The 24,591-nt window shown below is 64.4% G+C and carries 17 protein-coding genes; 8 read left to right on the forward strand and 9 right to left on the reverse strand.

Going from position 1 to position 24,591, the window contains the following annotated elements; all coding sequences use genetic code 11:
* The first annotated feature begins 1 nt into the window (after nt 1).
* Nucleotides 2-8,749 (forward strand): GH36-type glycosyl hydrolase domain-containing protein, encoded by an 8,748-nt coding sequence (locus AZKH_RS09855; protein WP_015435621.1) that lies wholly within the window; start codon nt 2-4, stop codon nt 8,747-8,749.
* Nucleotides 8,750-8,782: 33 nt separating this feature from the next.
* On the opposite strand, the gene AZKH_RS09860 is transcribed toward AZKH_RS09855, so the two are convergent.
* Nucleotides 8,783-9,085, reverse strand: coding sequence for a cytochrome c (locus AZKH_RS09860; RefSeq protein ID WP_015435622.1), 303 nt, complete (start codon nt 9,083-9,085; stop codon nt 8,783-8,785).
* A gap of 223 nt (nt 9,086-9,308) precedes the next feature.
* On the opposite strand from AZKH_RS09860, the gene AZKH_RS09865 reads away from it, so the two are divergent.
* Nucleotides 9,309-9,791, forward strand: coding sequence for a phasin family protein (locus AZKH_RS09865; protein ID WP_015435623.1), 483 nt, complete (start codon nt 9,309-9,311; stop codon nt 9,789-9,791).
* A 69-nt stretch (nt 9,792-9,860) separates the two neighbouring features.
* Here AZKH_RS09865 and AZKH_RS09870 read toward each other — a convergent pair whose 3' ends face one another.
* Both AZKH_RS09870 and AZKH_RS09875 read right to left on the reverse strand, forming a co-directional pair.
* Nucleotides 9,861-10,913 (reverse strand): AI-2E family transporter, encoded by a 1,053-nt coding sequence (locus tag AZKH_RS09870; RefSeq protein ID WP_015435624.1) that lies wholly within the window; start codon nt 10,911-10,913, stop codon nt 9,861-9,863.
* A gap of 88 nt (nt 10,914-11,001) precedes the next feature.
* On the reverse strand, nt 11,002-11,193 hold the full coding sequence (locus AZKH_RS09875) for a hypothetical protein (protein ID WP_156822082.1): 192 nt from the start codon (nt 11,191-11,193) through the stop codon (nt 11,002-11,004).
* A gap of 201 nt (nt 11,194-11,394) precedes the next feature.
* Here AZKH_RS09875 and AZKH_RS09880 point away from each other — a divergent pair, with 201 nt between their 5' ends.
* Complete coding sequence (locus AZKH_RS09880; RefSeq protein ID WP_015435625.1) at nt 11,395-12,594, forward strand: fatty acid desaturase; 1,200 nt, start codon at nt 11,395-11,397, stop codon at nt 12,592-12,594.
* A 36-nt stretch (nt 12,595-12,630) separates the two neighbouring features.
* Here the strand turns inward: AZKH_RS09880 and AZKH_RS09885 are convergent, their stop codons facing one another.
* From AZKH_RS09885 to AZKH_RS09905, 5 genes are all read right to left on the reverse strand, one after another.
* Complete coding sequence (locus AZKH_RS09885) at nt 12,631-13,443, reverse strand: transglutaminase family protein (RefSeq protein ID WP_015435626.1); 813 nt, start codon at nt 13,441-13,443, stop codon at nt 12,631-12,633.
* A gap of 27 nt (nt 13,444-13,470) precedes the next feature.
* Nucleotides 13,471-13,815, reverse strand: a complete 345-nt coding sequence (locus tag AZKH_RS09890) for a hypothetical protein (RefSeq protein WP_015435627.1) — start codon at nt 13,813-13,815, stop codon at nt 13,471-13,473.
* 30 nt (nt 13,816-13,845) lie between these two features.
* Nucleotides 13,846-14,040 carry a hypothetical protein gene (locus tag AZKH_RS09895; RefSeq protein ID WP_041656053.1) on the reverse strand — a complete coding sequence of 65 codons (195 nt, stop codon included), beginning with the start codon at nt 14,038-14,040 and terminating at the stop codon, nt 13,846-13,848.
* Between the two features lie 79 nt (nt 14,041-14,119).
* Nucleotides 14,120-14,326, reverse strand: a complete 207-nt coding sequence (locus AZKH_RS09900; protein ID WP_369795107.1) for a glycine zipper 2TM domain-containing protein — start codon at nt 14,324-14,326, stop codon at nt 14,120-14,122.
* Nucleotides 14,327-14,359: 33 nt separating this feature from the next.
* Nucleotides 14,360-14,821 carry a hypothetical protein gene (locus AZKH_RS09905; RefSeq protein ID WP_231874503.1) on the reverse strand — a complete coding sequence of 154 codons (462 nt, stop codon included), beginning with the start codon at nt 14,819-14,821 and terminating at the stop codon, nt 14,360-14,362.
* Nucleotides 14,822-15,225: 404 nt separating this feature from the next.
* Here AZKH_RS09905 and AZKH_RS09910 point away from each other — a divergent pair, with 404 nt between their 5' ends.
* Nucleotides 15,226-17,589, forward strand: a complete 2,364-nt coding sequence (locus AZKH_RS09910; protein ID WP_015435630.1) for a DUF6600 domain-containing protein — start codon at nt 15,226-15,228, stop codon at nt 17,587-17,589.
* A 240-nt stretch (nt 17,590-17,829) separates the two neighbouring features.
* Nucleotides 17,830-19,158 carry a sodium:proton antiporter gene (locus AZKH_RS09915; RefSeq protein ID WP_015435632.1) on the forward strand — a complete coding sequence of 443 codons (1,329 nt, stop codon included), beginning with the start codon at nt 17,830-17,832 and terminating at the stop codon, nt 19,156-19,158.
* Nucleotides 19,159-19,199: 41 nt separating this feature from the next.
* On the opposite strand, the gene AZKH_RS09920 is transcribed toward AZKH_RS09915, so the two are convergent.
* Nucleotides 19,200-20,537 carry a hypothetical protein gene (locus AZKH_RS09920; protein WP_156822083.1) on the reverse strand — a complete coding sequence of 446 codons (1,338 nt, stop codon included), beginning with the start codon at nt 20,535-20,537 and terminating at the stop codon, nt 19,200-19,202.
* A gap of 132 nt (nt 20,538-20,669) precedes the next feature.
* Here AZKH_RS09920 and AZKH_RS09925 point away from each other — a divergent pair, with 132 nt between their 5' ends.
* From AZKH_RS09925 to AZKH_RS09935, 3 genes are all read left to right on the forward strand, one after another.
* Nucleotides 20,670-21,557, forward strand: coding sequence for a Crp/Fnr family transcriptional regulator (locus AZKH_RS09925; RefSeq protein WP_231874504.1), 888 nt, complete (start codon nt 20,670-20,672; stop codon nt 21,555-21,557).
* A gap of 288 nt (nt 21,558-21,845) precedes the next feature.
* Complete coding sequence (locus AZKH_RS09930) at nt 21,846-22,946, forward strand: acyltransferase (RefSeq protein WP_156822084.1); 1,101 nt, start codon at nt 21,846-21,848, stop codon at nt 22,944-22,946.
* Between the two features lie 87 nt (nt 22,947-23,033).
* The gene (locus AZKH_RS09935; protein ID WP_041656055.1) at nt 23,034-24,494 is read left to right on the forward strand and encodes a sigma-54-dependent Fis family transcriptional regulator; all 1,461 of its coding nucleotides are present in this window, start codon (nt 23,034-23,036) and stop codon (nt 24,492-24,494) included.
* Nucleotides 24,495-24,591: the final 97 nt, after the last annotated feature.

Genomic DNA, 24,591 nt, shown 5'->3' on the forward strand with positions numbered 1-24,591 from the left:
ATTGAACGCTGGCACGAAGCTCTCCGCATACATACAGCAGTTCAAGCCGCGGGTCAGCGGACGCGCGTGGCCACGGATCTCGCCCGACGAGGAGCCGCCGCTACGCTCGGAGTTGTTCAGCGCCGACCAGATGGAGCTGCATGGCAAGGCGCTCGCCGCGTCGCACCGGCTGGCGCCGGGACGCGCGCCGGACCAGCTCCTCGGGCGGCTGGCAGCGAACGAGACCGCCCTGGTGGAGGTATGCAAACTCCTGACCGCGGCGGTGACGGAGAACCGCCGGATTACGCCGGCCGGGGATTGGCTGCTCGACAATTTCTATCTCATCGAAGAGCAGATCAGCACGGCAAAGAGGCACCTCCCCAAAGGCTACAGCCGGGAGCTGCCGCGCCTGCGCCTGAATGACGGCGCATCGGGGGCGTCAGCCGGACGTCCGCGTGTCTATGACATTGCGCTGGAGGCGGTGGCGCATGGCGATGGTCGCGTGGACACCGAAAGTCTCAGCCGCTTCGTCGCGGCCTACCAGAGTGTTACTGTCCTCAAGCTAGGCGAATTGTGGGCTGTGCCGATCATGTTGCGGCTGGCATTGATCGAGAATCTGCGTCGGGTCGGCGTGCGCATCGCGGCCGGGTGGGCGGAGCGAAACCTGGCCGATTCGTGGGCGGACCAGATGACGGAGGCCGCCGAGAATGATCCGAAGAGTCTGATTCTGGTGATCGCGGACATGGCGCGCTCCGATCCGCCGATGGTCAGCGCGTTCGTCGCCGAACTCGCGCGCCGCTTGCAGGGACGGGGGCCCGCGCTGGCCCTGCCGCTGACTTGGATCGAGCAGCGACTCTCCGAATCCGGCCTGACGATCGAACAGATGGTGCAGTCGGAGAACCAGCAACAGGCGGCCGATCAGGTTTCCATCAGCAACAGCATCGGCAGTCTCCGCGTTTTGGGCGCGATGGACTGGCGCGAGTTTGTCGAGCGCATGAGCGTCGTCGAGCGGACCCTGCAGCAGGACCCGGCCGGGGTCTATGACAGGATGGACTTTGCGACCCGCGACCGCTACCGTCATGCAACGGAAGCGATCGCGCGGAAGGGTCGCCTGACGGAGGGCGAGGTGGCCCGCAAGGCGGTCGAATTGGCTCAGGCCGGCGTCGACCGGGCCGCGCACGTCGGCTACTACCTTATCGACCGCGGCCTGCCTGCGCTCGAGCTGGCGGCGGAAGTCCGCCATTCCACCCCCGAGTTCTTGTGCCGCACGGCAGGCCGCGTTCCGCTGTTCACGTATCTGGGCGCGATCGTGCTGATCACCTTGATCCTCACCGGGTGCCTGCTGACGAAGGCGCTTGATGCCGGAACATCCGCCCGGGCGCTGCTGCCGATTGCCTTCGTGGCATTGCTGGCGGTGAGCCAGTTGGCCGTGGCGCTGGTGAACTGGCTGGCAACGCTGCTGGTGGCGCCGCATCCGCTGCCCAAAATGGACTTCTCCGAGGGGATCCCGTCGCAAGCACGCACGCTGGTGGTGGTTCCGACCATGCTTACCAGTGCGCAAAACGTCGAGGATCTGGTCGAGGCGCTGGAAGTCAGGTTTCTCGCCAATCGCGATGCAAGCCTGCACTTCGGTCTGTTGACCGATTTCCTGGACGCGCAGCAGGAATCGCTTCCCGAGGACGGGCCATTGACGGAGTTGGCCCGGACGCGGATTGAAGAGCTGAACGAGAAGTACGGCAGGGGCGAGGGCTGGATCCGGGGTGACATTTTCTTCCTCTTCCACCGGCCGCGGCGATGGAATCCGCAGGAACGGGTCTGGATGGGGCATGAGCGCAAGCGCGGCAAGCTCGCCGACCTGAACGCGCTGCTGCGGGGAAGTGGGCGCGATGACGCCGGGGGCCGTTTTTCCCTCATCGTCGGGGATGCCGCGATCCTGTCCGGCGTGAAGTACGTCATCACGCTGGATACGGATACGCAGTTGCCGCGCGATACGGCGCGACAGCTGGTCGGCGCGTTGGCTCATCCGCTGAATCGTGCGCGCTATGACCGGGACAAGGGCCGCGTGTGCGAAGGCTACGGCATTCTCCAGCCACGCGTGTCGGTGAGCCTGCCGGGGACGAACCGCTCGCGCTATGCGCGACTGTACGGTGGGGAGCCGGGCATCGACCCGTACACGCGTGCGGTGTCGGATGTCTATCAGGACCTGTTCGGCGAAGGGTCGTTCATCGGCAAGGGGATCTACGACGTCGACGCGTTCGAACAGGCTCTCGATGGGTGCTTTCCGGAAAATCGCATCCTCAGCCACGATCTTCTCGAAGGCTGCTATGCACGCGCCGGCCTGTTGAGCGATGTGCAGGTGTACGAGGACTATCCCGCCCGCTATAGCGCCGATGTGAGTCGGCGCCATCGCTGGATCCGGGGCGACTGGCAGCTGGCGGGATGGTTGCTGCGGCGCGTTCCGGGGGAGGGGGCCTGCCGGCAGGCGAACCCCCTGTCGATGTTGTCGCAGTGGAAACTGATCGACAACCTGCGCCGAAGTCTCGTCCCGACAGCGCTGACGCTGCTGTTGCTGTGCGGATGGACACTCATGTCGCCGGCGTGGTGGTGGACTCTGGCGGTGATCGGCATCCTGCTGATTCCTTCCTTGTGCGCAGCCACTGTTGAGCTGTTGCGCAAGCCCGATGAGGTGCTGTTGCGCCAGCACCTCGCAGCGGTCGCGAACTCGGCCGCACGGCGCTTGATGCAGGTGGGGTTCGAGCTGGCCTGCCTGCCGTACGAGGCGTTCTTCAGCCTTGATGCGATCGTGCGCACGGCCTGGCGGGTGCTCGTCGGTCACAGACGGCTGCTCGAATGGAGGCCGTCGAGCGAAGTCGATCGCGAGTTGGCCGGACGTGCCCGCAGTGAGGCTGCGGCGTCTTGGCGGTCGATGTGGGTGGGTCCCGTCATTGCCGCGGTGACGGGGGTCTATCTGGCAGTTGTAGAGCCGATGGTGCTGGTGGTCGCGGGGCCGATTCTGCTCTTGTGGTTCGCGTCGCCCGGTATCGCGTGGTGGATCAGTCGCCCGCTGGCGCGTCGCAGGGCGGCGCTGACGGCTGACCAGACCCTGTTCCTGCGCACCGTGGCGCGCCGCACCTGGGCCTTCTTCGACACCTTCGTCGGTGCGGACGATCACTGGCTGCCCCCCGACAACTATCAGGAGTATCGCGTTGCCGCGGTCGCGCATCGCACCTCGCCGACGAATATCGGGATGGCCTTGCTGGCGAATCTGACCGCGTACGACTTCGGCTACATCCCGGCCGGACAACTGATCGAGCGTACGATGAATACGCTGCGCACGATGGAGGCGCTGGAGCGGCACCGGGGGCATTTCTACAACTGGTACGACACGCAGACGCTCCACCCATTGCCGCCGCTGTATGTGTCGACAGTGGATAGCGGCAACCTCGCGGGTCACCTTCTGACCTTGCGCGCGGGGCTGCTCGGGTTGGCCGACGAGCCGGTATTGCCGGGGCAATTGTTCGATGGTCTGAGCGATACGCTCAGGGTTTTCGCGGATGTCGCTGACAAGACAGACAAGGTGGCTGCGGGCCCGTTGGCGGAGTTCAGAAGCGCATTGGAATCCCTCTCCACCGCCCCCCCGGATACGCTGGCAGCAGCGCAATCCAGCCTGATGCGGCTGGCGACCGGTGCTACCGAACTTGCCGCGCGGATTGTCGTCAGCTTCGATGTCGGGGATGGCCCGACGCCCGAGCGCGGCGCGAAGGGCGCGGAGGCGCAAGGGTGGGCGCAGGCACTTGCCCGACAATGCCATGACGCCTTGGACGAGCTGGGCTTTCTCGCCCCATGGTTGAGGCTGCCGGCGGCTCCGGATGGGTTGGAGGAGCATGTCGCCGAACCGGTCGGTCTTATGGGAATCCCCACCCTGCGCGCACTGGCGACGGCAGGGAGCACCCGTGCCCAGGACAGGATCGCCGCCATCGAGCGCCTGGCGCTGCAGTGCGGCGAATTGGCGCAGATGGACTATGAGTTCCTGTTCGACAAGACGCGGCACCTGCTGACCATCGGATACAACGTCCAGGAGCGCCGACTGGATTCGAGTTACTACGACCTGCTGGCCTCCGAAGCGCGCCTGTGCAGCTTCGTGGCCATTGCCCAGGGGCAGGTGGCGCAGGAAAGCTGGTTCGCGCTCGGACGCCTGCTCGCCGCCGCCGGTGGCGAGCCGGTGCTGCTGTCGTGGAGCGGTTCGATGTTCGAATACCTGATGCCGCTGCTCGTGATGCCGAGCTACGACAACACGCTGCTCGACCAGACCTGCAAGGCGGCGGTGGCGCGACAGATCGAGTACGGAGTCCAGCGCGGCGTTCCCTGGGGCATTTCGGAATCCGGCTACAACACCGTCGACATGCATCTCAATTACCAGTACCGGGCCTTCGGCGTGCCGGGGCTGGGACTCAAACGCGGGCTGGCCGATGATCTGGTGATCGCGCCCTATGCCTCGGTGCTCGCGCTGATGGTGGCGCCCGAGGAGGCATGCCTGAATCTGCAACGGCTCGCGGGCGAGGGCTTCCTCGGCAAGTTCGGCTTCTTCGAAGCGATCGACTACACGCCTTCGCGGCAGCGTCGCGGGCAATCGCACGTGGTGGTGCGCTCCTTCATGGCCCACCACCAGGGCATGAGCCTGCTGGCGCTGGCCTATCTTCTGCTCGACCGCCCGATGCAGCGTCGCTTCGAGTCGGATCGGTTGTTCCAGGCAATCATGCTGCTGCTGCAGGAGCGCATCCCGAAGGCCACGGCCTTGTTCGCGCATACGGCGCAACTCTCGGACGTGCGCGCGACGTCGGGTGCTGCGGAAACGCAGATTCGGGTGTTCAACACCCCCCATACGCCGATACCCGAGGTGCAGCTGCTGTCGAACGGCCGTTACCACGTGATGGTCACGAACGCGGGGGGCGGCTACAGCCGCTGGAAGGATCTCGCCGTTACGCGCTGGCGTGAAGACGGCACCTGCGACAACCGCGGAACGTTCTGCTATGTCCGCGAAGTGACCGGCGGGGCCGGCGGTGAGTTCTGGTCGGCCGCCTATCAGCCGACGCTCAAGCGTCCGGCAACGTACGAAGCGATCTTTTCCGAAGGGCGCGCCGAATTCCGCCGCCGCGACGCGGTAGAGGGCGGCGATGGCGATTTCGAGACCTACACCGAGATCGTCGTCTCGCCCGAGGACGATATCGAGCTGCGCCGGGTCCGCATCACCAATCGATCGGGACTGCGCCGGGAGATCGAGGTCACGAGCTACGCCGAGGTCGTGATTGCGCCGCCGGCCGCCGAGGCGCTGCATCCGGCCTTCAGCAATCTTTTCGTGCAGACCGAGATCCTGCGCGAGCGGGGCGCGATCCTGTGCACGCGCCGGCCCCGCTCGGCCGGCGAGCAGGTGCCGTGGATGTTGCACCTGATGGCGGTGCATGGTGTGCACGTTGGCGAAGCCTCCTACGAGACCGATCGCCTGCGCTTCATCGGCCGTACGAGAAGCACCGCCGATCCGCTTGCGATGGGCGAGCCGGGCCCGCTCTCGGGCACCGACGGTTCGGTGCTGGATCCGATCGTCGCCATCCGTCATCGCATCGCGCTCGATCCGGAACAGTCGGTCACGATCGACATCGTGTCGGGCATCAGTGACACCCGCGACTCGGCCGTGAGCCTGCTCGGGAAATACCAGGACCGCCATCTTGCGGACCGTGTCTTCGACCTGACGTGGACCCACAGCCAGGTGGTGCTGCGGCAGCTCAATGCGAGCGAGGCCGACTCGCAGCTGCACGCACGTCTGGCGAGCTCCGTCATCCATGCCAATGCCTCCCTGCGCGCCGACCCGGCGGTGCTGATCAAGAATCGCCGCGGGCAGTCGGGGCTATGGGGTTATGCCATTTCCGGCGACTTGCCGATCGTGCTGCTGCAGATCGGGGATTCGGCCAATATCGATCTAGTACGCCAACTCGTTCAGGCCCATGCGTATTGGCGGCTCAAGGGACTCGCGGTCGACCTGGTGATCTGGAACGAGGAACACTCCGGCTACCGGCAACGACTCCAGGACCAGATCATGGGGCTGATCGCCTCGGGCATCGAGGCGAGCGTGATCGACCGGCCGGGGGGCATCTTCGTACGGCCGGCAGAGCAGATGTCGGGCGAGGACCGCATCCTGCTGCAGTCGGTTGCGCGCGCCATCATCAGCGACGGCCGCGGAACGCTGGTGGAACAGCTCGACCGTCTCCCCCTCAAAGAACCCCGGCCGCCGCGCCTGGTGCCGAGTCGCGCGCAGCGCACCGAAGACTCGTCCGCCGCCGCGCCGCCGCGCCGCGATCTGATCCTGTTCAACGGGCTCGGCGGATTCACTCCTGACGGGCGTGAGTACGTCATCACGCTCGCGCCCGGCGAGGTGACGCCGGCACCGTGGGTGAACGTCCTCGCAAATCCCCACTTCGGGACGATCGTTTCGGAGAGCGGCGCCGCTTACACCTGGAGCGAGAACGCGCACGAATTCCGCGTCACCCCTTGGCACAACGACCCGGTGAGCGACTTGGGCGGTGAAGCGCTATACCTCCGCGACGAAGAGACCGGCCAGTTCTGGTCGCCGACGCCGCTGCCTGCCGGTGCGGAGTCGTCGTATGTGGTGCGCCACGGATTCGGCTACAGCGTCTTCGAAACCCGATCTGCAGGCATCTGGTCGGAACTGCGGGTGTTCGTGGCGCTGGATGCTTCGGTCAAGTTCTCGGTGCTGAAAGTCCGGAACGAATCGGGGCGGCTGCGCCGACTCTCGGTGACCGGCTACGTCGAGTGGGTGCTGGGAGACCTCGGCGCGAAGTCGGCCATGCATGTCAGCACCGAGATCGACCCCCGCAGTGGTGCGCTGTATGCGCGCAACCCATACAGCATGGAGTTTGCCGACCGGGTGGCCTTCTTCGACGTCGATGACCCGACGCGCAACCTGAGCGGCGACCGCACGGAATTCCTCGGGCGCAACGGCACCCTGCGAAATCCGGCGGCGATGAGCCGTTCGCGCCTGTCCGGCAAGGTGGGTGCCGCCCTGGACCCCTGCGGTGCGATCCAGGTGAGTTTCGAACTGACCGACGGGCAGGAGCGCGATATCGTCTTCCGGCTGGGCGCAGGGCGCAACGTCGAAGACGCCGGCAAACTCGTGCAGCGCTTCCGTGGCAGCCTGGCCGCGCGCGGTGCGCTGGAAGCCGTGCAGCGGCACTGGAAGCACACGCTCGGCGCGGTGCAGGTGGAAACGCCCGATCCGTCCGTGAATGTGCTGACCAACGGCTGGCTGGTGTACCAGACGCTGGCCTGTCGCGTCTGGGCGCGCAGCGGTTACTACCAGTCGGGTGGCGCCTTCGGTTTCCGCGACCAGTTGCAGGATGTGATGGCGCTGATCCACGCCGAACCCGCGCTGGTGCGCGCGCACCTGCTGCTCTGCGCAAGCCGTCAGTTCCAGGAGGGCGACGTGCAGCACTGGTGGCATCCGCCGGCAGGCCGGGGGGTGCGCACGCGTTGTTCGGACGACTACCTGTGGCTGCCGCTGGCGGTGTGCCGCTATGTAACGGGCACCGGCGACGTCGCCGTGCTGGATGAGGTCGTGCACTTCCTCGAAGGCCGCCCGGTCAATCCGGAAGACGACTCCTACTACGACCTGCCCGGACGCTCGGTCGACGTCGACAGCCTGTATCAGCACTGCGTGCGAGCGATCCGCCACGGCCTGCGTTTCGGCGAGCACGGGCTGCCGCTGATCGGCGCCGGCGACTGGAACGACGGCATGAATCTGGTCGGGATCAAGGGCAAGGGCGAGAGCGTCTGGCTGGGTTTCTTCCTGTGCGAAGTGCTCAGGCAGTTCGTCGGGGTGGCGAGGGCATACGGTGATGCATCCTTTGCCGATCTGTGTGTGGAGGAGGGCGCACAGCTGCGCCGAAACATCGAGCAGCACGCCTGGGACGGCCAATGGTACCGCCGCGCCTGGTTCGACGACGGCACGCCACTCGGCTCCGCCGGCAACGTCGAATGCCGCATCGATTCGATCTCGCAGAGCTGGTCGGTGCTATCCGGGGCCGATGCCGAGGCGCGCTCGCGCATGGCCATGAAGGCGGTCGACGACCACCTCGTGCGCCGCGATTACGCGCTCGTACAGCTTCTCGATCCGCCCTTCGACAAGTCGAACCTGGACCCGGGCTACATCCGCGGCTACGTGCCGGGCGTGCGCGAGAATGGCGGGCAGTACACCCATGGGGCGATCTGGGCGGCGATGGCGTTTGCCGCGCTGGGTGACGGCGCGCATGCCTGGGAGCTGCTAACAATGATCAACCCGGTCAATCACGCGCTATCGCCGGAGGACGTCGCCACCTACAAGACCGAACCCTACGTGGTCTCGGCCGACGTCTACGCGCTCGCGCCGCACATCGGCCGCGGCGGCTGGAGTTGGTATACGGGCTCCGCGGGGTGGATGTACCGGCTGATCGTTGAATCGCTGCTGGGCCTGAGGCTGGCCGCCGGCGACACGTTGCATCTCGCCCCCTGCCTGCCCGCGGACTGGCATGCCTACAAGATCCACTACCGGTACCGGGATACCGTCTATCACATCACTGTGTCGCAAACGCGCGTCGGGGAGGCCGGCGAAAGCGGTGTGATACGCATTACGGTGGACGGCGTCGAGCGAGCCGAGAAGGCGATTCCCCTGGTCGATGACCAGCGGGAACACCTGGTCGAGGTGAGCGTGCAGGCAACATGAGCGGGGTTGGATGGGCGCGAGCCTGCATCCCCCTCAGTCCGGTGCAGGATAATGGTAGTGCAGCACATTGAGGTAGCGCGCAACGGCTGCAATGTCTTCGCTGCTCCAGGCTGCTCCCGCGGCGCCCTGCCAGCGGCGCACTTCCGACTCGAGGCTCGTCCAGCCGGTGACGACGCTCTTGTCCCGCCAATGAATCTCAATGTTGTGGCAACTCTCACAATGCGTTGCATACAACAGCGCTCCGCGCGTCGGCTGGTCGCCCGTGGTTTGTTCTGCGGCATCGGCGAGCGTCCCGTAAAGGATGAACGGCACAATGAGGATCGATTTCGCGAGCATATTCACTCCCTCCCACGCGCTGCGCTTTGGTTCACTATAGGACGACGATTGCGAAGGACGTCGCCGGGGAAAATATAAGTGTTGACTCTCAGCGCAATGGGGCCACACTGTCTGTGCGTGCTGCGTCGCAACATAAAAACTGGTGCACGGAGACAGCCGGCATTAAATGCGCTGATTCCATTCCAGACCGATTTACGCAGCCATTCCCACGAGGAAAGACCAGATGCAAACCATTACCCCCGAACAAACCCGCGCCGCCAAGACCTACACCAACGCTTTGATGGCTCTGTCGCAAGTCGCTTTTTCCGGCGTCGAACGACTGGCTGCACTGAACCTTGAATTGGCCCGCACTGCGCTTGAGGACGGCCTCGCCGCCTCGAACAGTCTGATGCACATCAAGGACGTCAGCGAACTCGAGAACCTGCAAAGTTCCATCAGCAGGCCTGCAACGGAGCAGTGCGCGGCCTACTTTCGCAGCGTGCAGGAGATCGCTGCCGATTCGCAGCAACAAATCTCCAAGCTCCTGACTTCGTACTTCCAGACAGTCGGTTTTGACGCGACTGCCAGAGCAGGCTCGAACGCCGGGTTCGACATGTTTTCCAAGTTCGTCGAGCAGACAAACAGCATGTTCGAAGCCAACGCCAAGGCGGTCGGCGACGCAACCAAGATGATGGCCCCGGCGTCGCACCCGAAGAAAGCTGCGTAAGCCCTCAGGCAAATCGTAAGTAACGAGAAGCCCCGCGAGTCGGGGCTTTTTCTTTTCCGCGCCGGTCGGTCACTGTTGGCCCGACAAGGTATCGGCAAGGAAACGGAGCAGGGTGACAAGGACGGTGAGCAGCACCGGCCCGATAATGAGTCCGATGGCGCCGAAGGCCGATATCCCGCCGATGACGCCGATGAAGACTGCAAGCATCGACACCGGCGCCTGGGTCGAAATCAACAATGGCCGCAGGACGTTGTCCGAGACCGACACGCCCACGCCCCAGATCAACATGAAGACCGCCCAGCCCCATTCCGAATTGATGGCCAGGGTGAGGACCCCAGGCACCCAGACGAGCGCGGCGCCGCCTATTGGCAGCAATGCCAGCACCGCAGCCAGCACGCCGAATACGACAGCCGACGGCAGGCCGGCGATCGCAAAGCCGATACCCACCAGCGCACCTTGGGCAAGGGCGGTCAGCCCCGTGCCGTAGACGACCGCGCGTGTCGTGTCGCCGATCAAACGGAGCAAGAGTTTCCGCCGCTGCACTTCCATGGGGACCAGGCGCACGACGCGGTCAAGTAGCTTGGGGCCGTCGCGCAGCAGGAAGAAGAGCAAGAACAACATGATGAAAAAGTGGACGACCGTACCCAGGGCGCTAAGGACAATATTGCCGCCCGTGGCCGCCAGCGACTCCACCAGCATCTTCGTCCCGCTGGTCAACCATCGTTGAAGCTGCTCCGTGGTGGCGGTGAGGTTCTGACGCAGCCATTCGACAATACTCCCGATGTAAGGGTACTGCTCCAATTGGCCGAGCAAGCGGGCATCGAAGCGCAGTTCCTCTTGTTGAAAACGGTTGATCAGATCCGTGACCTGATTCGCGAATGCCACGCCAAGGCTCACCAGTGGGCCGGCGAGAATGACGGGAACGAATAGGGTGATGATTCCCGCCGACAGCCCAGGGCGTCCTTTCAACTTGCGCGTCAGCCGGCGATGCACCGGCGCCAGCAGGAAGGCCAGGCAGATCCCCCACGCCAGGGCGCTCCAGAACGGCGCCAGCATCCAGTAGAGGGCGAGGGCGAACAGGGCGGCCACGACGATGACGAAGGCCTTGCGATAGTCGTCCACGCCTGCTCCTTGCGAAAGTCCGCGCTGTTCGACGGTTGCAGCTAATTCTGCCTCGCATCGGCGCGCTTGAGTACTAGCGGCGCAGGCGTCATGGCAATCGCGTAGGGCTATCGGGTGCCGCCACACTGCCCCCTTCGTCCTCCCAACCGGCCAGGGCCGCCTTCTCCCGGCTTTGACGCGTGTGGCGAAGGCGGCTGGCCATGAATGTCGCGAACACGGAAGCAACCGCAGTGGTCCTGACCAGCGCGGCTGGCGGAACGATGTATTTGTAGTTGGTCATGGCGCGTGTCCTTTCAGTGAAGCGCCTGCCGACAACCGGCATACGCAAGAGCAAGGCTAGGCGCATTGATTGCATCAGGTCGGTACGCTGGCACACCGACGCTGATGTCCCATAACCTGCCCTCAATGTGTGTTGGCGTACAGACGGCAGCGGTCCCGCAGGTAAACTCATCGCCGGATAGTCCCGCTAAAGGAATACGTAATGCAACTTGGTCTCCTCGATCTGCCATGGTGGGCTTATGTCCTGGTCACGCTGGGCCTGACCCATGTCACCATCGCTTCGGTAACGATCTTTCTCCACCGGCACCAGGCGCACCGCGCGCTGGCCTTGCATCCTGCCGTCGCCCACTTTTTCCGCTTCTGGCTGTGGCTAACCACCGGGATGGTGACCAGCGAGTGGGTAGCCATTCACCGCAAGCACCACGCTGCCACCGAGACCGCGGAAGATCCGCACAGTCCGCAGGTTCATGGCATCCGGAAAGTCCTGCTTGAGGGCGCCGAGCTGTATCGGCTGGAAAGCCGGAACGCCGCGACTCTCGCGCGATACGGCCACGGCACTCCAGACGATTGGATCGAGCGCAAACTGTATGCACGGCATAGTGCGCTTGGCATTGGCATCATGCTGGTCATCGATCTCGTTCTGTTCGGTCCGATCGGCCTCACGATGTGGGCGGTGCAAATGCTGTGGATCCCGATCTTCGCCGCGGGTGTGATCAACGGTGCCGGCCACTTCTGGGGCTACCGCAATTACGCGCCTCGTGACGCCTCCCGCAATATCATTCCATGGGGCTTGCTGATCGGGGGTGAGGAACTGCATAACAACCACCATGCTTACTCCAATTCCGCCAGGTTTTCGAGCCGCTGGTGGGAGTTCGACATTGGCTGGATGTACATCCGCACGCTCGAGGCGCTCCGTCTGGCGAAGGTGAGCAAGGTGGCACCCAGGATCCGCTACAGCAGATCGAAGACGATCTGCGACGCGGGCACCCTGCAGGCTGTCATCACTCACCGCTACGACGTGCTGGCGAAGTTTGCCAGAACGCTGCGGCGAACCGCGGTGGAGGAAATCCGCAGCCTGCGGGCGAAAGCGATTCCGGGCTGGCAGGACGCCATCGCGTTGGATGCGGTCAAGCACTGGCTGCAACGGGATGCACAGGCCTTGCCGGAAAAGGAACGCGTAGTCCTCGAACAGGCTCTGCAATCGAGCACACTGTTGAGCACCATCGATTCGATGCGGCACGACCTCGTAGACGTATGGAGCCGGTCGGCCGCGTCGAAGGACCAGTTGGTCAGACAGTTGGAAGACTGGTGCCGACGCGCCGAGCAAAGCGGCATTGACGCGCTGCGAGAGTTTTCGCGGACGCTGCGCCGCTACGACTCCCCGTCACGAGGCATCCAGTGACATCCGAAGGATTCGGCGGAACGCGTTGCAGCGCAATCACCCCTCGCTCACCTCGTCGGTCCGAACCTTGAAACTCTTCAGCGTATTCGGGCCGAAGGTGTGGGTGATGGCGACGTCGGCGGCGTCGCGACCGCGGGCGATCAGCACTCGCCCGATGCGCGGAATATTGTTGCGCGCATCGAAGGTGTACCAGTGGCCGTCGAGATAGGCCTCGAACCAGCCGGCGAAATCCATGGGGCCATAGGGCGGTGGTATGCCGATGTCGCCGAGGTAGCCGGTGCAGTAACGCGCCGGGATGTTCATGCAGCGGCAGAAGGTGATGGCCAGGTGCGCGAAGTCGCGGCATACACCGGTTCGCTCCTGATACACGTCCCACGCCGTCTTCGTGCATCGGGCGTGCTCATAGCCGAATGTCACATGCCGATGGACGTAATCGCAGATCGCCTGGACGCGCCCCCATCCGGTCGGTCCCGTGTGGAATAGCTGCCAGGCGATATCGGACAGCCGATCGGTCTCGCAATACCGGCTCCCGAGCAGGAACAACAGGGTCTCGTCGGGCAGTTCTTCCACCGGCGTCTGCCGCGCCTGCGGCACGACTGCATCCGGCTGCCCGGTATCCCTGACGAGCGCGTCGGTGGACAGCCGGAGCAGGCCCTTGGGCGCGACGATACGCGAGCACCAGTTGCCGAAGCTGTCGCGATAGGCGGTGAGCGGCACGGGCGGATCGGCGATCAGGTAGTCGGGGATGATGATGTCCGACATGCGCGAGTAATGCACGCTCAGGGTCAGGATCATCGGAGTGGGCTGCGGGCAGTCGTAAATCAGTTCGTAGCCTATGCGGATCTTCATCACGGGGCTCCTGCTACATGACGGCGGCTATTGGCTTTCGTCCCAGTGGAACTTGTGCAACAGGCGGTGCAGTATGGGTACGAACAAGAGGCCGGTGGCGACGATGAAGACCAGGCCCGCGTATAAGGCATACAACCCGGCAAAGATCTTCCCGCCGTCCGTTTTCGGCGCATCCACCGGCCCCATGCCGCCGAGCAGCATGGCGCTGTTCAGGAACGCATCGCGCCACGCCAAGCCTTCGAAATAGCCGTATCCGACCATGCCGATCACAATGGAACCGAGCACCAGTCCCATCGAGGCTGCGGCATGGAGCGCGAGGCGCCGGAGAAAATGAATCCGGGGCAGCGGGGGGTGTTTGCGCGATTCGTACATGGGACGTGCCGAGACAACACCCTGTAGCGGCTACTTCTTGTCCCCTTTTGCCGCGTCCTGGATGCTTTCGCCGGCTTTCTCGACCTTCTCCCCGACTTTCTCCGACGCCTTGTCGACTTCCTTGCCGGCTTTTTCCATCGGGCCTTCCTGCTTCTGACAGCCTGCTAACGCTGCAAGCAGCGCACTCACGATCAAGGCTGCGCTGACGGGTTTTGCGAGTTTCATGAGTTGTTCCTCCTCGGCTTGACGTAAAAGCAATCGCAGTGCCCGGCCCAGGTTGGGCCGACGCACCGCGCGTTGATCATCACCTCTTGATTTCGTGGCCGATGACGCCACCGACAGCTGCACCGCCGACCGTTCCGACCGCGCTGCCGCCCGTCAGAACCGAACCACCGATGGCGCCGACGCCGGCGCCGATCGCGGTGTTCTTGTCCTGCGCCGACATGCCGGCACACCCGCCCAAGGCCAGCAGCATTGTTACGGTAACTGCGCCGAGAGTGAATCTCTGCATTGTTTTCATGGGATTACCTCTTTTCAAATCCTGTTACTTGCCATACTGCGTCTTCGCTTTCGCCAGACACTCATCCTTGGCTCCGCCCGCGAACGCATCGCACTTTTCCTTCGCCACCTTGTATTCGGCGTCACGCTTGTCAGCGGTGGCGTCCTTCCGCGCATCGGCAGCGATCACGCTCGCCTTGCTGCGCGCCTCGGTGGATTTCTCATCGGCCGTGGCGTTTGCTTCCGACGTCGTCTTGGCGGCCGCGGCGTTCGCATCCGAGGTCTTCATCTGTGCCTTGGCGTCGGCTTTGGCGGTGGTCTCAGCGGCCTTCGCCTCTTTCACGCAGATATCCTTCTTGTTGCCGGATAGCGATTTGCAGCCAGTCTTGTCGGACTTGTATTCGGCCGCGATCTTGTCCTTGCCGGCCTGGTAGTCGGCCTTTGAAATCCCTTCGGCCATAGAACCGGCGCTGAAGGCCAGGCCGAGGGCAAGCGCGATCGCGTTCATGCTGAGTTTGTTCATTTTCGTTCCTTGATGTGGTGACCTCTTGAGCGATGCATTGGCGTATGAGGCCTTGCACACACTTCTCATTGCCAGGATCGCGCTGCTAATAGCCATTGCGCATTGCCGCGGTGCAGACATTGCATGCTGCTGGCTCCGATGACCCCAGGTTATGCAGACGACGCGTCCCGGTCTGTCTGCTGTCGCACATAGCTAGCAATCGAGTGCAGCGTCGGTGCTGATGCCGTGGTGCGGACGAATTCCTGGGAGTCTTGGCACACTGGGTGCGCTACCGAACAGACGACCGGGGCGGGACTTTGTATGTTTCGACATCGCCCCGACAGATCATCAGCGATGACGTCGAGCGGTCCTGTCAGCCCGGACAGCGCACCTACGCGTAAGGAGTCGTCATGAAAACGCAATCTCTCCGTCTCCGGATCTTCGCGTTCCTGGTCGGGATCGCGATTCTCGCCTTCAGCGGCTGGGCGGGCGCAGACCCGCCGTCGCGCGTCGCGCGGCTCGGCTACATCAGCGGTGCGGTGAGCTTCTCGCCCGCCGGTGATGGCGACTGGGTGCAGGCCGCACTGAACCGGCCGCTGACCACCGGCGACCGGCTCTGGGTGGATGATGGCGCGCGCGCCGAACTCCAGACCGGCGGAGCCATGGTTCGCATGAGCGCCGGTACCAGCGTATCGGTTCTGAATCTCGACGACCGCATCGCCCAGTTGCAACTGACGCAGGGCACCTTGAACGTGCGCGTGCGTCGACTCGCGTCGGACCAGGTGTTCGAGGTCGACACGCCGAACCTCGCCTTCACGCTGCGGCAACCCGGCGCATACCGAATCGAAGTGGATCCCGACGGGAACGCGACGACGATCATCGTGCGCCAGGGGCAGGGCGAGGTGTACGGCGAAGACGCGGCGTATGTCATCGATTCGCGGCAGGCATATCGCTTCATGGGAACCGGCTTGCGCGAGTATGAGTATGTCGACACGCCGCGCCCTGATGATTTCGATCGCTGGTCGAGCCGTCGCGACCGCAGCTATGACGAGTCCCGCTCCGCCCGCTATGTCTCGGAAGACGTGGTCGGATATCAGGATCTTGACGAGCATGGCAGCTGGCGCGTCGACGCGACCTACGGCAACGTCTGGTACCCCAGCAGCGTAGCCGCCGGCTGGGCGCCATATCGCGACGGACATTGGGCATGGATCGACCCGTGGGGATGGACGTGGGTGGATGACGCGCCCTGGGGTTTTGCGGTGTCCCATTACGGCCGCTGGGCGAACTTCGGTGGAACGTGGGGGTGGGTGCCCGGACCCGTGCGCACCCGCGCCTACTACGCGCCGGCGCTGGTGGTGTTCGTGGGCGGCGCCAACTTTCAGCTCGCGATCTCGAGCGGCAATGTCGGCGCGGTCGCGTGGTTCCCGCTGGCGCCGCGCGAGGTCTATCGACCGGCGTATCAGGTCAGCCGCGGTTATTTCGAGAACATCAACCGCAGCAACACCGTCGTTAACACCACGGTCATCAACAACTACTACAACAATACGAACGTGACCAACGTCGTGTATGCCAACCGCCAGGTCCAAGGAGCCGTCGTCGCGGTGCCGACGAGCGCGTTCGTGCAGTCGCAGCCGGTGTCCAAGGAGGCGCTGCGGGTTTCGCGGGAATCGATCGTCAGCGCGCCGGTAGCCCCGGTGGCGTCCGTGGCTCCGACGGAGAAGAGCGTGCGTGGCGCCGCTGCCCAGGGTGGCAAGCCGCCGCAGCGTGTACTCGAGCGGCCCGTCGTGGCTCGCAGCGCACCTCCCCCAGCACACGCCGGCTTCGCGGCGCAACAGCAGCAACTGGCCGCGACACCGGGAAAACCGCTCGAAGAGGCCGCGCGCAAGGAACTGAAACCCGCCGCCTCCGTGCCGGCGCCCGCCGTCAAGGTGGTCGCGCAGAAGCAGGAAGCGCCACCGACCGTGCCTCCGCCGCCGGCCGCATTCGGCGCCAAGGCGGGCGATGCACGCGGAAAGTCCGAACAGCAGCCCGGGCGGGGAGAGCAGCGCGGGCAGCCTGCAACGCCGCAGCCTCAGGCCGCGCCGTCCCCGGCGATCCCGGCAGTCCCCGCCGAGCCAGCGCCGGAGCGCCGCGGCAGATCGGAGCAGCGTGGCAGCGATGAACAGCGCGGACAAATCGCGGCGCCGCCGCCCCCATCACGGCAACGCCCCACCGAGCGCGAACCTGTCGCGCCGCGAGCGATCCCTGCGGTTCCGGCGACACCCGCGACACCCGCGACACCCGCGACACCCGCGACACCCGCGACACCGGCAGCACAACCATCCGAACCGCGCGGAAAGTCCGAACAGCGTGATGAGCGAGAGCAGCGTCGAGAGAGGCAACAGCGCGAACAACCGTTGACGCCGCTCCCGGCGCCCGCGCGAGGCATGCCCCCGCCCGAGGCAGCCCCGCCGGAAGCAATGCCAGAGGCACCTGCAGTCCAGCCTCGTGAGCCGCGCGACAGGTCTGAGCCGCGCGGAAACGCGGGGCAGCGCGAGCGCGAAAGAGCCGTCGCACCGCCGCCCACACGGCAACCGGCGCCGCAGGCGAAACCCGACTCCACCCCCGCCGCGAGGGAAGGCGAGCCACGTCCGGCTACCGGCCCAAGACGCGCGCCGCCGCCCCCGCCGGCCGCCGAGCCGCGTGATCAGGAGCCGACACCGGGCCCGGGCAAACCCCGGAACAAGAACAAGGGCAGTGAAGAGCAGAAACAGGACGAAGAAAGACGCAACTGATTCACCGTCCGGCCGTGGCAGGCGAGCATGTCACCTCGCTTGCCGGGCCTCGCCCTGTCGCGTGGCCGGTCCTCATCCCGATACTCCTTCGCCGGGATTTCTTTTGTACGGCGGCGCTCATACACCGAACGGGGCGTCGATTGGCATTGCGGCCACGACGATACTTTTCCATTGCCGAACGACGTGCGTTACGCGAGCCGGCGTACGCGGTCGTCCGGCAAATTTGCGTGTCTCTCTTCCATGTCCTTTGCAATCTGGGCGCTCATCATCGGCGTGCTGCTGATTACGATGGCCCTGTCGGGCACGTCGCTGCAGCGGCTCCCTCTGAGCACCGCCATGCTTTATCTGCTCGCCGGTTTCGGGCTCGGCCCCGCCGGTTGGGCCCTCTTGTCGCCCGATCCGCTGATCTACTCGATGGTCCTGGAAAGGGCGACGGAACTGGCGGTGCTCATCTCGCTGTTCGCCGTCGGTCTGAAGCTCGGTCTCCCCTTGTCGGACAAGGGCTGGCGTGTGACGGCGCGTCTCGCGACCGTGTCGATGACGATCACGGTGGCGTTGATCGCCGCGATCGGGGTGCTGGGTCTCGGCCTTTCGCCGGGCGCCGCAGTCCTGCTCGGAGCGATCCTTGCGCCCACTGACCCGGTTCTGGCGTCCGATGTCCAGGTGGTCGAGGCAGGCGACCGCGACCGCTTGCGCTTCAGCCTTTCGGGGGAGGGGGGCTTGAATGACGGCGCCGCCTTTCCGTTCGTGATGCTGGGGCTGGGCCTGCTTGGTCTTTACGACCTGGGCACCGCCGGCTGGCGCTGGCTTGCGATCGACGTGCTGTGGGCAATAGCCGGGGGGCTGCTGATCGGTAGCGCCTCGGGCGCCCTGATCGGGCGATTGGTGGTCTATCTGCGCAGTCACCACAAGGAGTCGGTCGGATTCGACGAATTCCTCACGCTGGGACTCATCTCACTGGCCTACGGCCTTGCCGTGCTCAGCTACGCGTCCGGCTTCCTGGCCGTTTTTGCCGCGGGCCTCGCTCTGCAGCGAGTGAATAAACGGCCAGAACGAATCGCGGACGCAGCCCCGCTGGAGACGGGTCTTCAGCGCAAACAGACAGAGGAGGCGCTCGCGACCCATACGGATTATGCCGGTGCCTACATGACGCAGGCGATGCAGGGCTTCAACGAACAGCTGGAGCGGATTGCGGAGGTGGCGGTCGTTCTGGTGGTCGGCGCGATGCTTTCGTACACCTACCTCCCCGCCAGCGCCGGCTGGTTTGTCCCGCTCGTATTCCTGGTCGTGCGCCCCGTGTCCGTATGGCTTGGATTGCTCGGCGCGCCGGTGTCGCGCGATCAGCACATCCTGATTTCCTGGTTCGGCATTCGCGGTGTCGGCTCGATCTACTACCTGATGTATGCGATCAACCATGGCTTGCCGCGCCCCGCGGCGGAGGAAATCATCGCCCTCACGCTCACCGTGGTGGCCGTCTCCATCGTGCTCCACGGGATATCCGTGACCCCGTTGATGAGTCACTATGCGCGGCGGACCGCAAGGCGCCAGCGAAGCCGAAAAGACGATTAGCAGTTCCTGGCCCTTGCGTCGGTCATTCGTCGCCGCAAAGATTAAATCGACTTCAAGTACTCCACCAAGTCGCTCTTCTCCTGTCCGGACAGCCCCAACCCGAACTGCACGTCATAATGGTTCACGACGTCGTTCAGTGTCGCGAAGCGCCCGTCGTGATAGAAACCGCCCTTGGTGTGCGTCCACAGTCCCTTCAGCGGCGAGGTGCGGTAGCGGCGGTCCGGCGCCCGGTTCGCCTGGAAATCGTCAACGCCGATTTCCTCGGCGGTGTGCATGTTCCAGCCCGGCTCGGTAAACGTCGGCGGAACATGGCAGGTCGCACAACCTGCTTTTGTCCCGAAGACTTGTTTGCCGCGCGCCGCAGCTGCGGCATCGAAGCTGCCTGCCAGTGCGGTCGGCGCGGGGAGGGCCAGCTGATAGAAGTGCAGCGCCGGCAGTTTGGCGCTGATCAGGTCGGGGGTGCTGCGCACGTTGCCGAAGCCGGCGCGGGCGGCAACGGGAAACTGCACCGGGTCGTTCAAGCGCGGATCGAAAAACGTTCCCTTGCCGTGCATCTCGAGATTGGCGACAAAGGCATTCCAATGTGTCACCGAGCCCCAGCCGGTCCAGGTATGGAGATTGACGCCAGCCAGCCCGAACGCGGGCGGAATCAGGGTCGCGGCCGTCTTGCCGTCGGGGCGGAAGGCCTTGCCGTCGAGGAACAGCTCGGCGTCGAACTTTCCTGGCCCCCAAGAAGTGACGACCTGGCGCACGGTTGCCTCGTCGACCTCGAGCAGTGCGGCCACGGCACTCAGGTCCGGCGCCAGATTGACGATCGCGCCGACATTGAGGTCGCGGTTCGCCCAGCCGTCGAGCCGACGGCCGATCCCCGGAGCGAGCGAGTTATCCACCGCCGTATGACACAGCGCGCATTGAATGCCAATGGACTTGAGGTTGCGCCCTGCGTCGAAGAACCCCGTCACGCCGATGACCGCATTCAGGCGCAGCAACTCGACGGTGACCGCCGGGTCATCCAGATTGACCAGCCCGTGCTTCAAGTCGGATACGAGTGGGGCCGGCAGAGCGTCCACATCGACCTTCAGCCCCACGGCGAGGGCAGTCTTCGGACTCACCCCGGGGCCGACGCCACCGAGCGAAGCGCCCTTGATCGCATCATGCAGCTTCAGCGTATCGCCCCAGAAGGCCTCATCGCCGAAAGTATCGAAACGGAAGGTCGCCCGTCCTTCCGCCAAGGTTTCCTGGACTTGTCGGTCGATCTGTTGGTCGAGTTTCTTGCCGGACGGCAGCGCGTCGTCGGAGATTGCGAGCTTGTGTCCTGCCAGTACCATGGCGGCAAAGAGGGGGACTGCCAGAATGTATTTCCGGTGCTTTTTCATCATGCCCTCCATTCAATGATCTCAAGTTATTGCGCCGACAAACTGCGGTGTGACTCATCTTTCGCCGCCTTGGCAGTGACGCGACGCGCGATCCCGGTTCGTCGCGCCCGTGGCCACTGGGGGCGATGCCGTTCCATGACCCCGATGGGGTTTCATGCCGGTGCTCTCCACCTGTCGTTGGCCGACAGAATCTGCGCCGGAAGCCTTTGCCGCGTCTGTGCGCTGTCCCACGTATTGCGAACGGAAGACCTATACTTTGAATGGTCAATCGATTATGCGAGGTCGCTTGTGACTGCCTTTCATGACCCGCGCCAGAACCACCTTCTCGCAGTCCTGCCGGCGGACGAATTCCAGCGTCTGCTTCCGCTCCTGGAACTGGTCGATCTGCCGCTCGGACATGTGATTCACGAGTCGGGGATCCGGATGCGTCACGTCTATTTCCCGATCGACGTGATCGTGTCCCTGCTGTATGTGATGGAGGACGGCGCGTCCGCCGAGATCGCCGTGGTCGGAAACGAGGGCATCGTTGGTGTCTCGCTATTCATGGGCGGCGAAACGACACCCAGCCGGGCCATCGTGCGAAGCGCGGGCCATGCCTACCGGCTGAAGGCGCAAGTGCTGAAGGCAGAATTCGATCGTGTCGGGGGGCGCCGTTCCGGAGCATTGCATCATCTGTTGCTGCGCTACACCCAGGCACTGCTGACCCAGATGGCGCAGACCGCAGCGTGCAACCGCCATCACTCACTGGAGCAGCAGCTCTGCCGCTGGTTGCTGCTGAGCCTCGATCGCGTGCCGGCGAACGAATTGATCCTGACTCAGGAACTGATTGCCAACATGCTCGGGGTGCGCCGCGAAGGGGTCACGGAGGCTGCCGGAAAGCTGCAGAAGGCGGGCTTGATCGAGTACAGGCGTGGCCACATTACCGTGCTCGATCGAGGGAGGTTGGAAGCTCAATCCTGTGAATGCTATGCGGTGGTCAAGAAGGAGTTCGAACGTCTGCTTCCCGAAGCAATCGCGCGGTAATCCGGCGCCGGCCCGTGAAGAATTGACCTTTCTTTCGTTTGCGGACCTGTCGCAATTCCTTTCCGACAGAAAGAAATATTTGCGGGGCGCCGCGAAGTCCGATGCTGCGCCGTCCCGCGATCCCGCATGGCTGCAGGTTCTTCTCCCTTGGCCGCGGCTGCCGCGGTCGATAAACCTTGAAACGGCCGGTGGGGCGAGGTGACTGCTCTCTTCTGCTAAGGTTCTAGGCCTGTCAGGGCGTGCCGCAAGGCCTGGAGGTCAGCAGCGCCCGTGCAACCGGACGCGCCCATGAAGAGACTCGAACTGCTTGATTACGCACGTTTCGGTGCAGGACTGGCCGTCGTCGCCTACCACTATTTCTTCAACGGAATCAGCAACGGCAAGGTCACATCGATCAGCCATGTTCCGGAACTCGTCGCCTTCGCCAAATATGGCTTTCTGGGTGTCGAGTTCTTCTTCATGATCAGCGGCTTTGTCATCTTCTATTCCGCAAGGGACAAGACGGCCGGCGAGTTCCTGACTTCACGAGCAGTGCGCTTGTTTCCCGCCTTCTGGGTCGCGGTGCCTTTCACGGTCTTTTTCGCGTTGTTCTGGGGCGGCGACAAGATGTCGGTCACGCTCCCTGAGGTGCTGGTCAATCTGACGATGGTGCCGAAGCCCCTCGGCCAGCCCTTCGTCGATGGCGTCTACTGGACACTGCAGTACGAATGGAGCTTCTATTTCGCCGTCTTCCTCGTGCTTGCGGCCGGCTTGCAGTCGAAGCTGAACCGCTTGTTGCTCCTGTGGCCGTTCTACATCCTCGTGATGCGGCTCATCGGCATCGACAAGCTCCCCTATGCGTCGGCGTACTACTGCTATTTCGCGGCGGGCGCGCTATTCGCGTTGCGGATGGAAGAGAAGAGCAGGGCGTCGCTTGCCGCGCTGATCGTCAGCCTGGCGCTGTGCGTCTCCTTTTCGGCCGGCAAGGCGGCGGGCCTGACGATCAACAAGGGCGTGGAATTCTCGGCGATCGTGATCGGCGCAATCGTCGTCTGCCAGTTCCTGTTCTTTGTTTTCCTGAGCTCCGGAGCCGGGCTGAAACTCAAACTGCCCGGCTCGAAGCTCGCAGGTGGGCTGACCTATCCGATCTACCTCATCCACGCGCACTTCGGCTACATGCTCTTGTCCCGGTTCGCCAATGATGACAATCGCGCGATGGTCTATTCGCTGATCCTCGCGGCGGTGTTCGTGGTCGCCTATGCGATCCACGTGCTGGTCGAGCGCAGGCTCGCGGGATTCTGGACTGCGCTCTTCGCCCGCAGTTTCGGAGCACTCGGCGACACCTTCCAGAATCGGGCCAGCGGATTGGTGAAGTTTGCGGTCGGCACGGCGATGGGCCGCGCGCGTTAGTTGGCATGGAGGCAGAGAGATCCTGCACTCAAGGCCGTCCGTGAGGAGCTAAGATAAAAAAATAATCAGAATCGGGTGGGGACACGGATGGTCCAGCGGATCGAGAGCCGGCGCCGGGATGGCGACGATGTGCCGGCAGACAGCGTGCAGCTGCGCGAACTGGCGACACGCTCATTGCTCGCGCACTTCGCCGATTTGTGCGAGGGGGTCGTCGTTGTCGATGCGCAGGCGCGCGTCGTGTGGATGAACGACCGCTATCCGGCCCACCTCGGGATCGACGATCCGGCCGGCGTGATCGGGCGGCCGGTCGAGGAGGTGATCCCCAATAGCCAGATGCGGCAGGTCGTGGAAACCGGGCGGCCGATCATGCTGGACATCATGGATTTCGGCAAAGAGGCCTTCGTGGTCACACGCCTGCCGCTGCGCGACGACCGGGGCAAGGTGATCGGGGCGGTCGGCTTCATCCTCTACGACGACCCGCGCCATCTGGCGCCGGTCGTGTCGCGCTACCAGCGGCTGCGGGAGGATCTGGCCCAGGCCCAGCGCAGGCTGGCGGAAGCGCGGAGGACGAAGTACACGTTCTCGAGTTTCGTCGGAATCGGCGAGCGGTGCCAGGCCGTGAAGCAGGCGGCACGGCGTGCTTCTCGCGCGCTGGCGCCGGTGCTGATCCTGGGAGAGACCGGAACCGGCAAGGAGTTGCTCGCTCACGCGATCCATTCCGCCAGTCCGCGCGCCCACGGTCCCTTCATTGCCGTGAATATCGCTGCCGTACCGGAGACCTTGCTGGAGGCGGAGTTCTTCGGCGTCGCGCCCGGGGCGTACACCGGCGCAGATCGCCGAGGGCGCGACGGCAAGTTCAAACTGGCCGATGGGGGAACGCTCTTCCTCGACGAGGTCGGCGACATGTCGCTCGCGCTTCAGGCGAAGCTGCTGCGGATCTTGCAGGAGCACGAGGTGGAGCCGGTGGGCTCGAACCAGCTCATCCAGGTGGATGTGCGGGTCATTGCCGCGACCAGTCGCGACCTGGAGCGCATGGTGGCGGAGGGCGCCTTTCGCGCCGACCTGTACTATCGGCTCAATGTCATCACGCTGGTGCCGCCGCCGTTGCGGGAGCGCCTGGAGGATCTGCGGATCCTGGCCGAGCATCTGCTGGATGCAACCTGCCGGCACCAGGGGCTTCCGGTGGTCGGCATCACGCCGGCCGCGATCGAGCGTCTGGAACGGCACGACTGGCCCGGCAATGTGCGGGAACTCGCGAACGTGCTGGAGCGGGCGGTGCTCATGACCGACAGCGAAGTTCTGGACGTAGCGGATCTGGAAAGGGTGATGCCCGCCCCGCGCAAGGCCGCCCATCCGGCGAGCGGCCCCGGGCCGGCCACCGTCAGCCTCTCCGAAGCGGTCGCCGAGGCCGAGCGGCACGCCATCCACACGGCCTTGCGCAGTCACGGCGGGAACAAGGCTCAGGCTGCGAAGACGCTCGGCATCTCGCGCGCGGCGCTCTACGAGAAGATCGCGGCGCTCGGCCTCGATACGCAGCCGATCGGCTGAACTCGCCAGCTCGATCCCTTTTTGCGCGCCCGGGGTGTCTGCCAGGGCAGACGCCCTGTCTGCCCTGGCGGACACCCTGTCTGCCCTGGCGGACACC

Source organism: Azoarcus sp. KH32C (assembly GCF_000349945.1).
Lineage (GTDB): Bacteria > Pseudomonadota > Gammaproteobacteria > Burkholderiales > Rhodocyclaceae > Aromatoleum.

Coding starts and splice junctions, on each gene's coding strand:
- AZKH_RS09885 (WP_015435626.1), bottom strand. CDS start 13,443: ATGAAGATCCGCATAGGCTACGAACTGATTTACGACTGCCCGCAGCCC.
- AZKH_RS09880 (WP_015435625.1), top strand. CDS start 11,395: ATGCAACTTGGTCTCCTCGATCTGCCATGGTGGGCTTATGTCCTGGTC.
- AZKH_RS09860 (WP_015435622.1), bottom strand. CDS start 9,085: ATGCTCGCGAAATCGATCCTCATTGTGCCGTTCATCCTTTACGGGACG.
- AZKH_RS09930 (WP_156822084.1), top strand. CDS start 21,846: ATGAAGAGACTCGAACTGCTTGATTACGCACGTTTCGGTGCAGGACTG.
- AZKH_RS09915 (WP_015435632.1), top strand. CDS start 17,830: ATGTCCTTTGCAATCTGGGCGCTCATCATCGGCGTGCTGCTGATTACG.
- AZKH_RS09925 (WP_231874504.1), top strand. CDS start 20,670: ATGACCCCGATGGGGTTTCATGCCGGTGCTCTCCACCTGTCGTTGGCC.
- AZKH_RS09935 (WP_041656055.1), top strand. CDS start 23,034: ATGGTCCAGCGGATCGAGAGCCGGCGCCGGGATGGCGACGATGTGCCG.
- AZKH_RS09920 (WP_156822083.1), bottom strand. CDS start 20,537: ATGATGAAAAAGCACCGGAAATACATTCTGGCAGTCCCCCTCTTTGCC.
- AZKH_RS09900 (WP_369795107.1), bottom strand. CDS start 14,326: ATGCAGAGATTCACTCTCGGCGCAGTTACCGTAACAATGCTGCTGGCC.
- AZKH_RS09890 (WP_015435627.1), bottom strand. CDS start 13,815: ATGTACGAATCGCGCAAACACCCCCCGCTGCCCCGGATTCATTTTCTC.
- AZKH_RS09875 (WP_156822082.1), bottom strand. CDS start 11,193: ATGACCAACTACAAATACATCGTTCCGCCAGCCGCGCTGGTCAGGACC.
- AZKH_RS09865 (WP_015435623.1), top strand. CDS start 9,309: ATGCAAACCATTACCCCCGAACAAACCCGCGCCGCCAAGACCTACACC.
- AZKH_RS09895 (WP_041656053.1), bottom strand. CDS start 14,040: ATGAAACTCGCAAAACCCGTCAGCGCAGCCTTGATCGTGAGTGCGCTG.
- AZKH_RS09905 (WP_231874503.1), bottom strand. CDS start 14,821: ATGAACGCGATCGCGCTTGCCCTCGGCCTGGCCTTCAGCGCCGGTTCT.
- AZKH_RS09910 (WP_015435630.1), top strand. CDS start 15,226: ATGAAAACGCAATCTCTCCGTCTCCGGATCTTCGCGTTCCTGGTCGGG.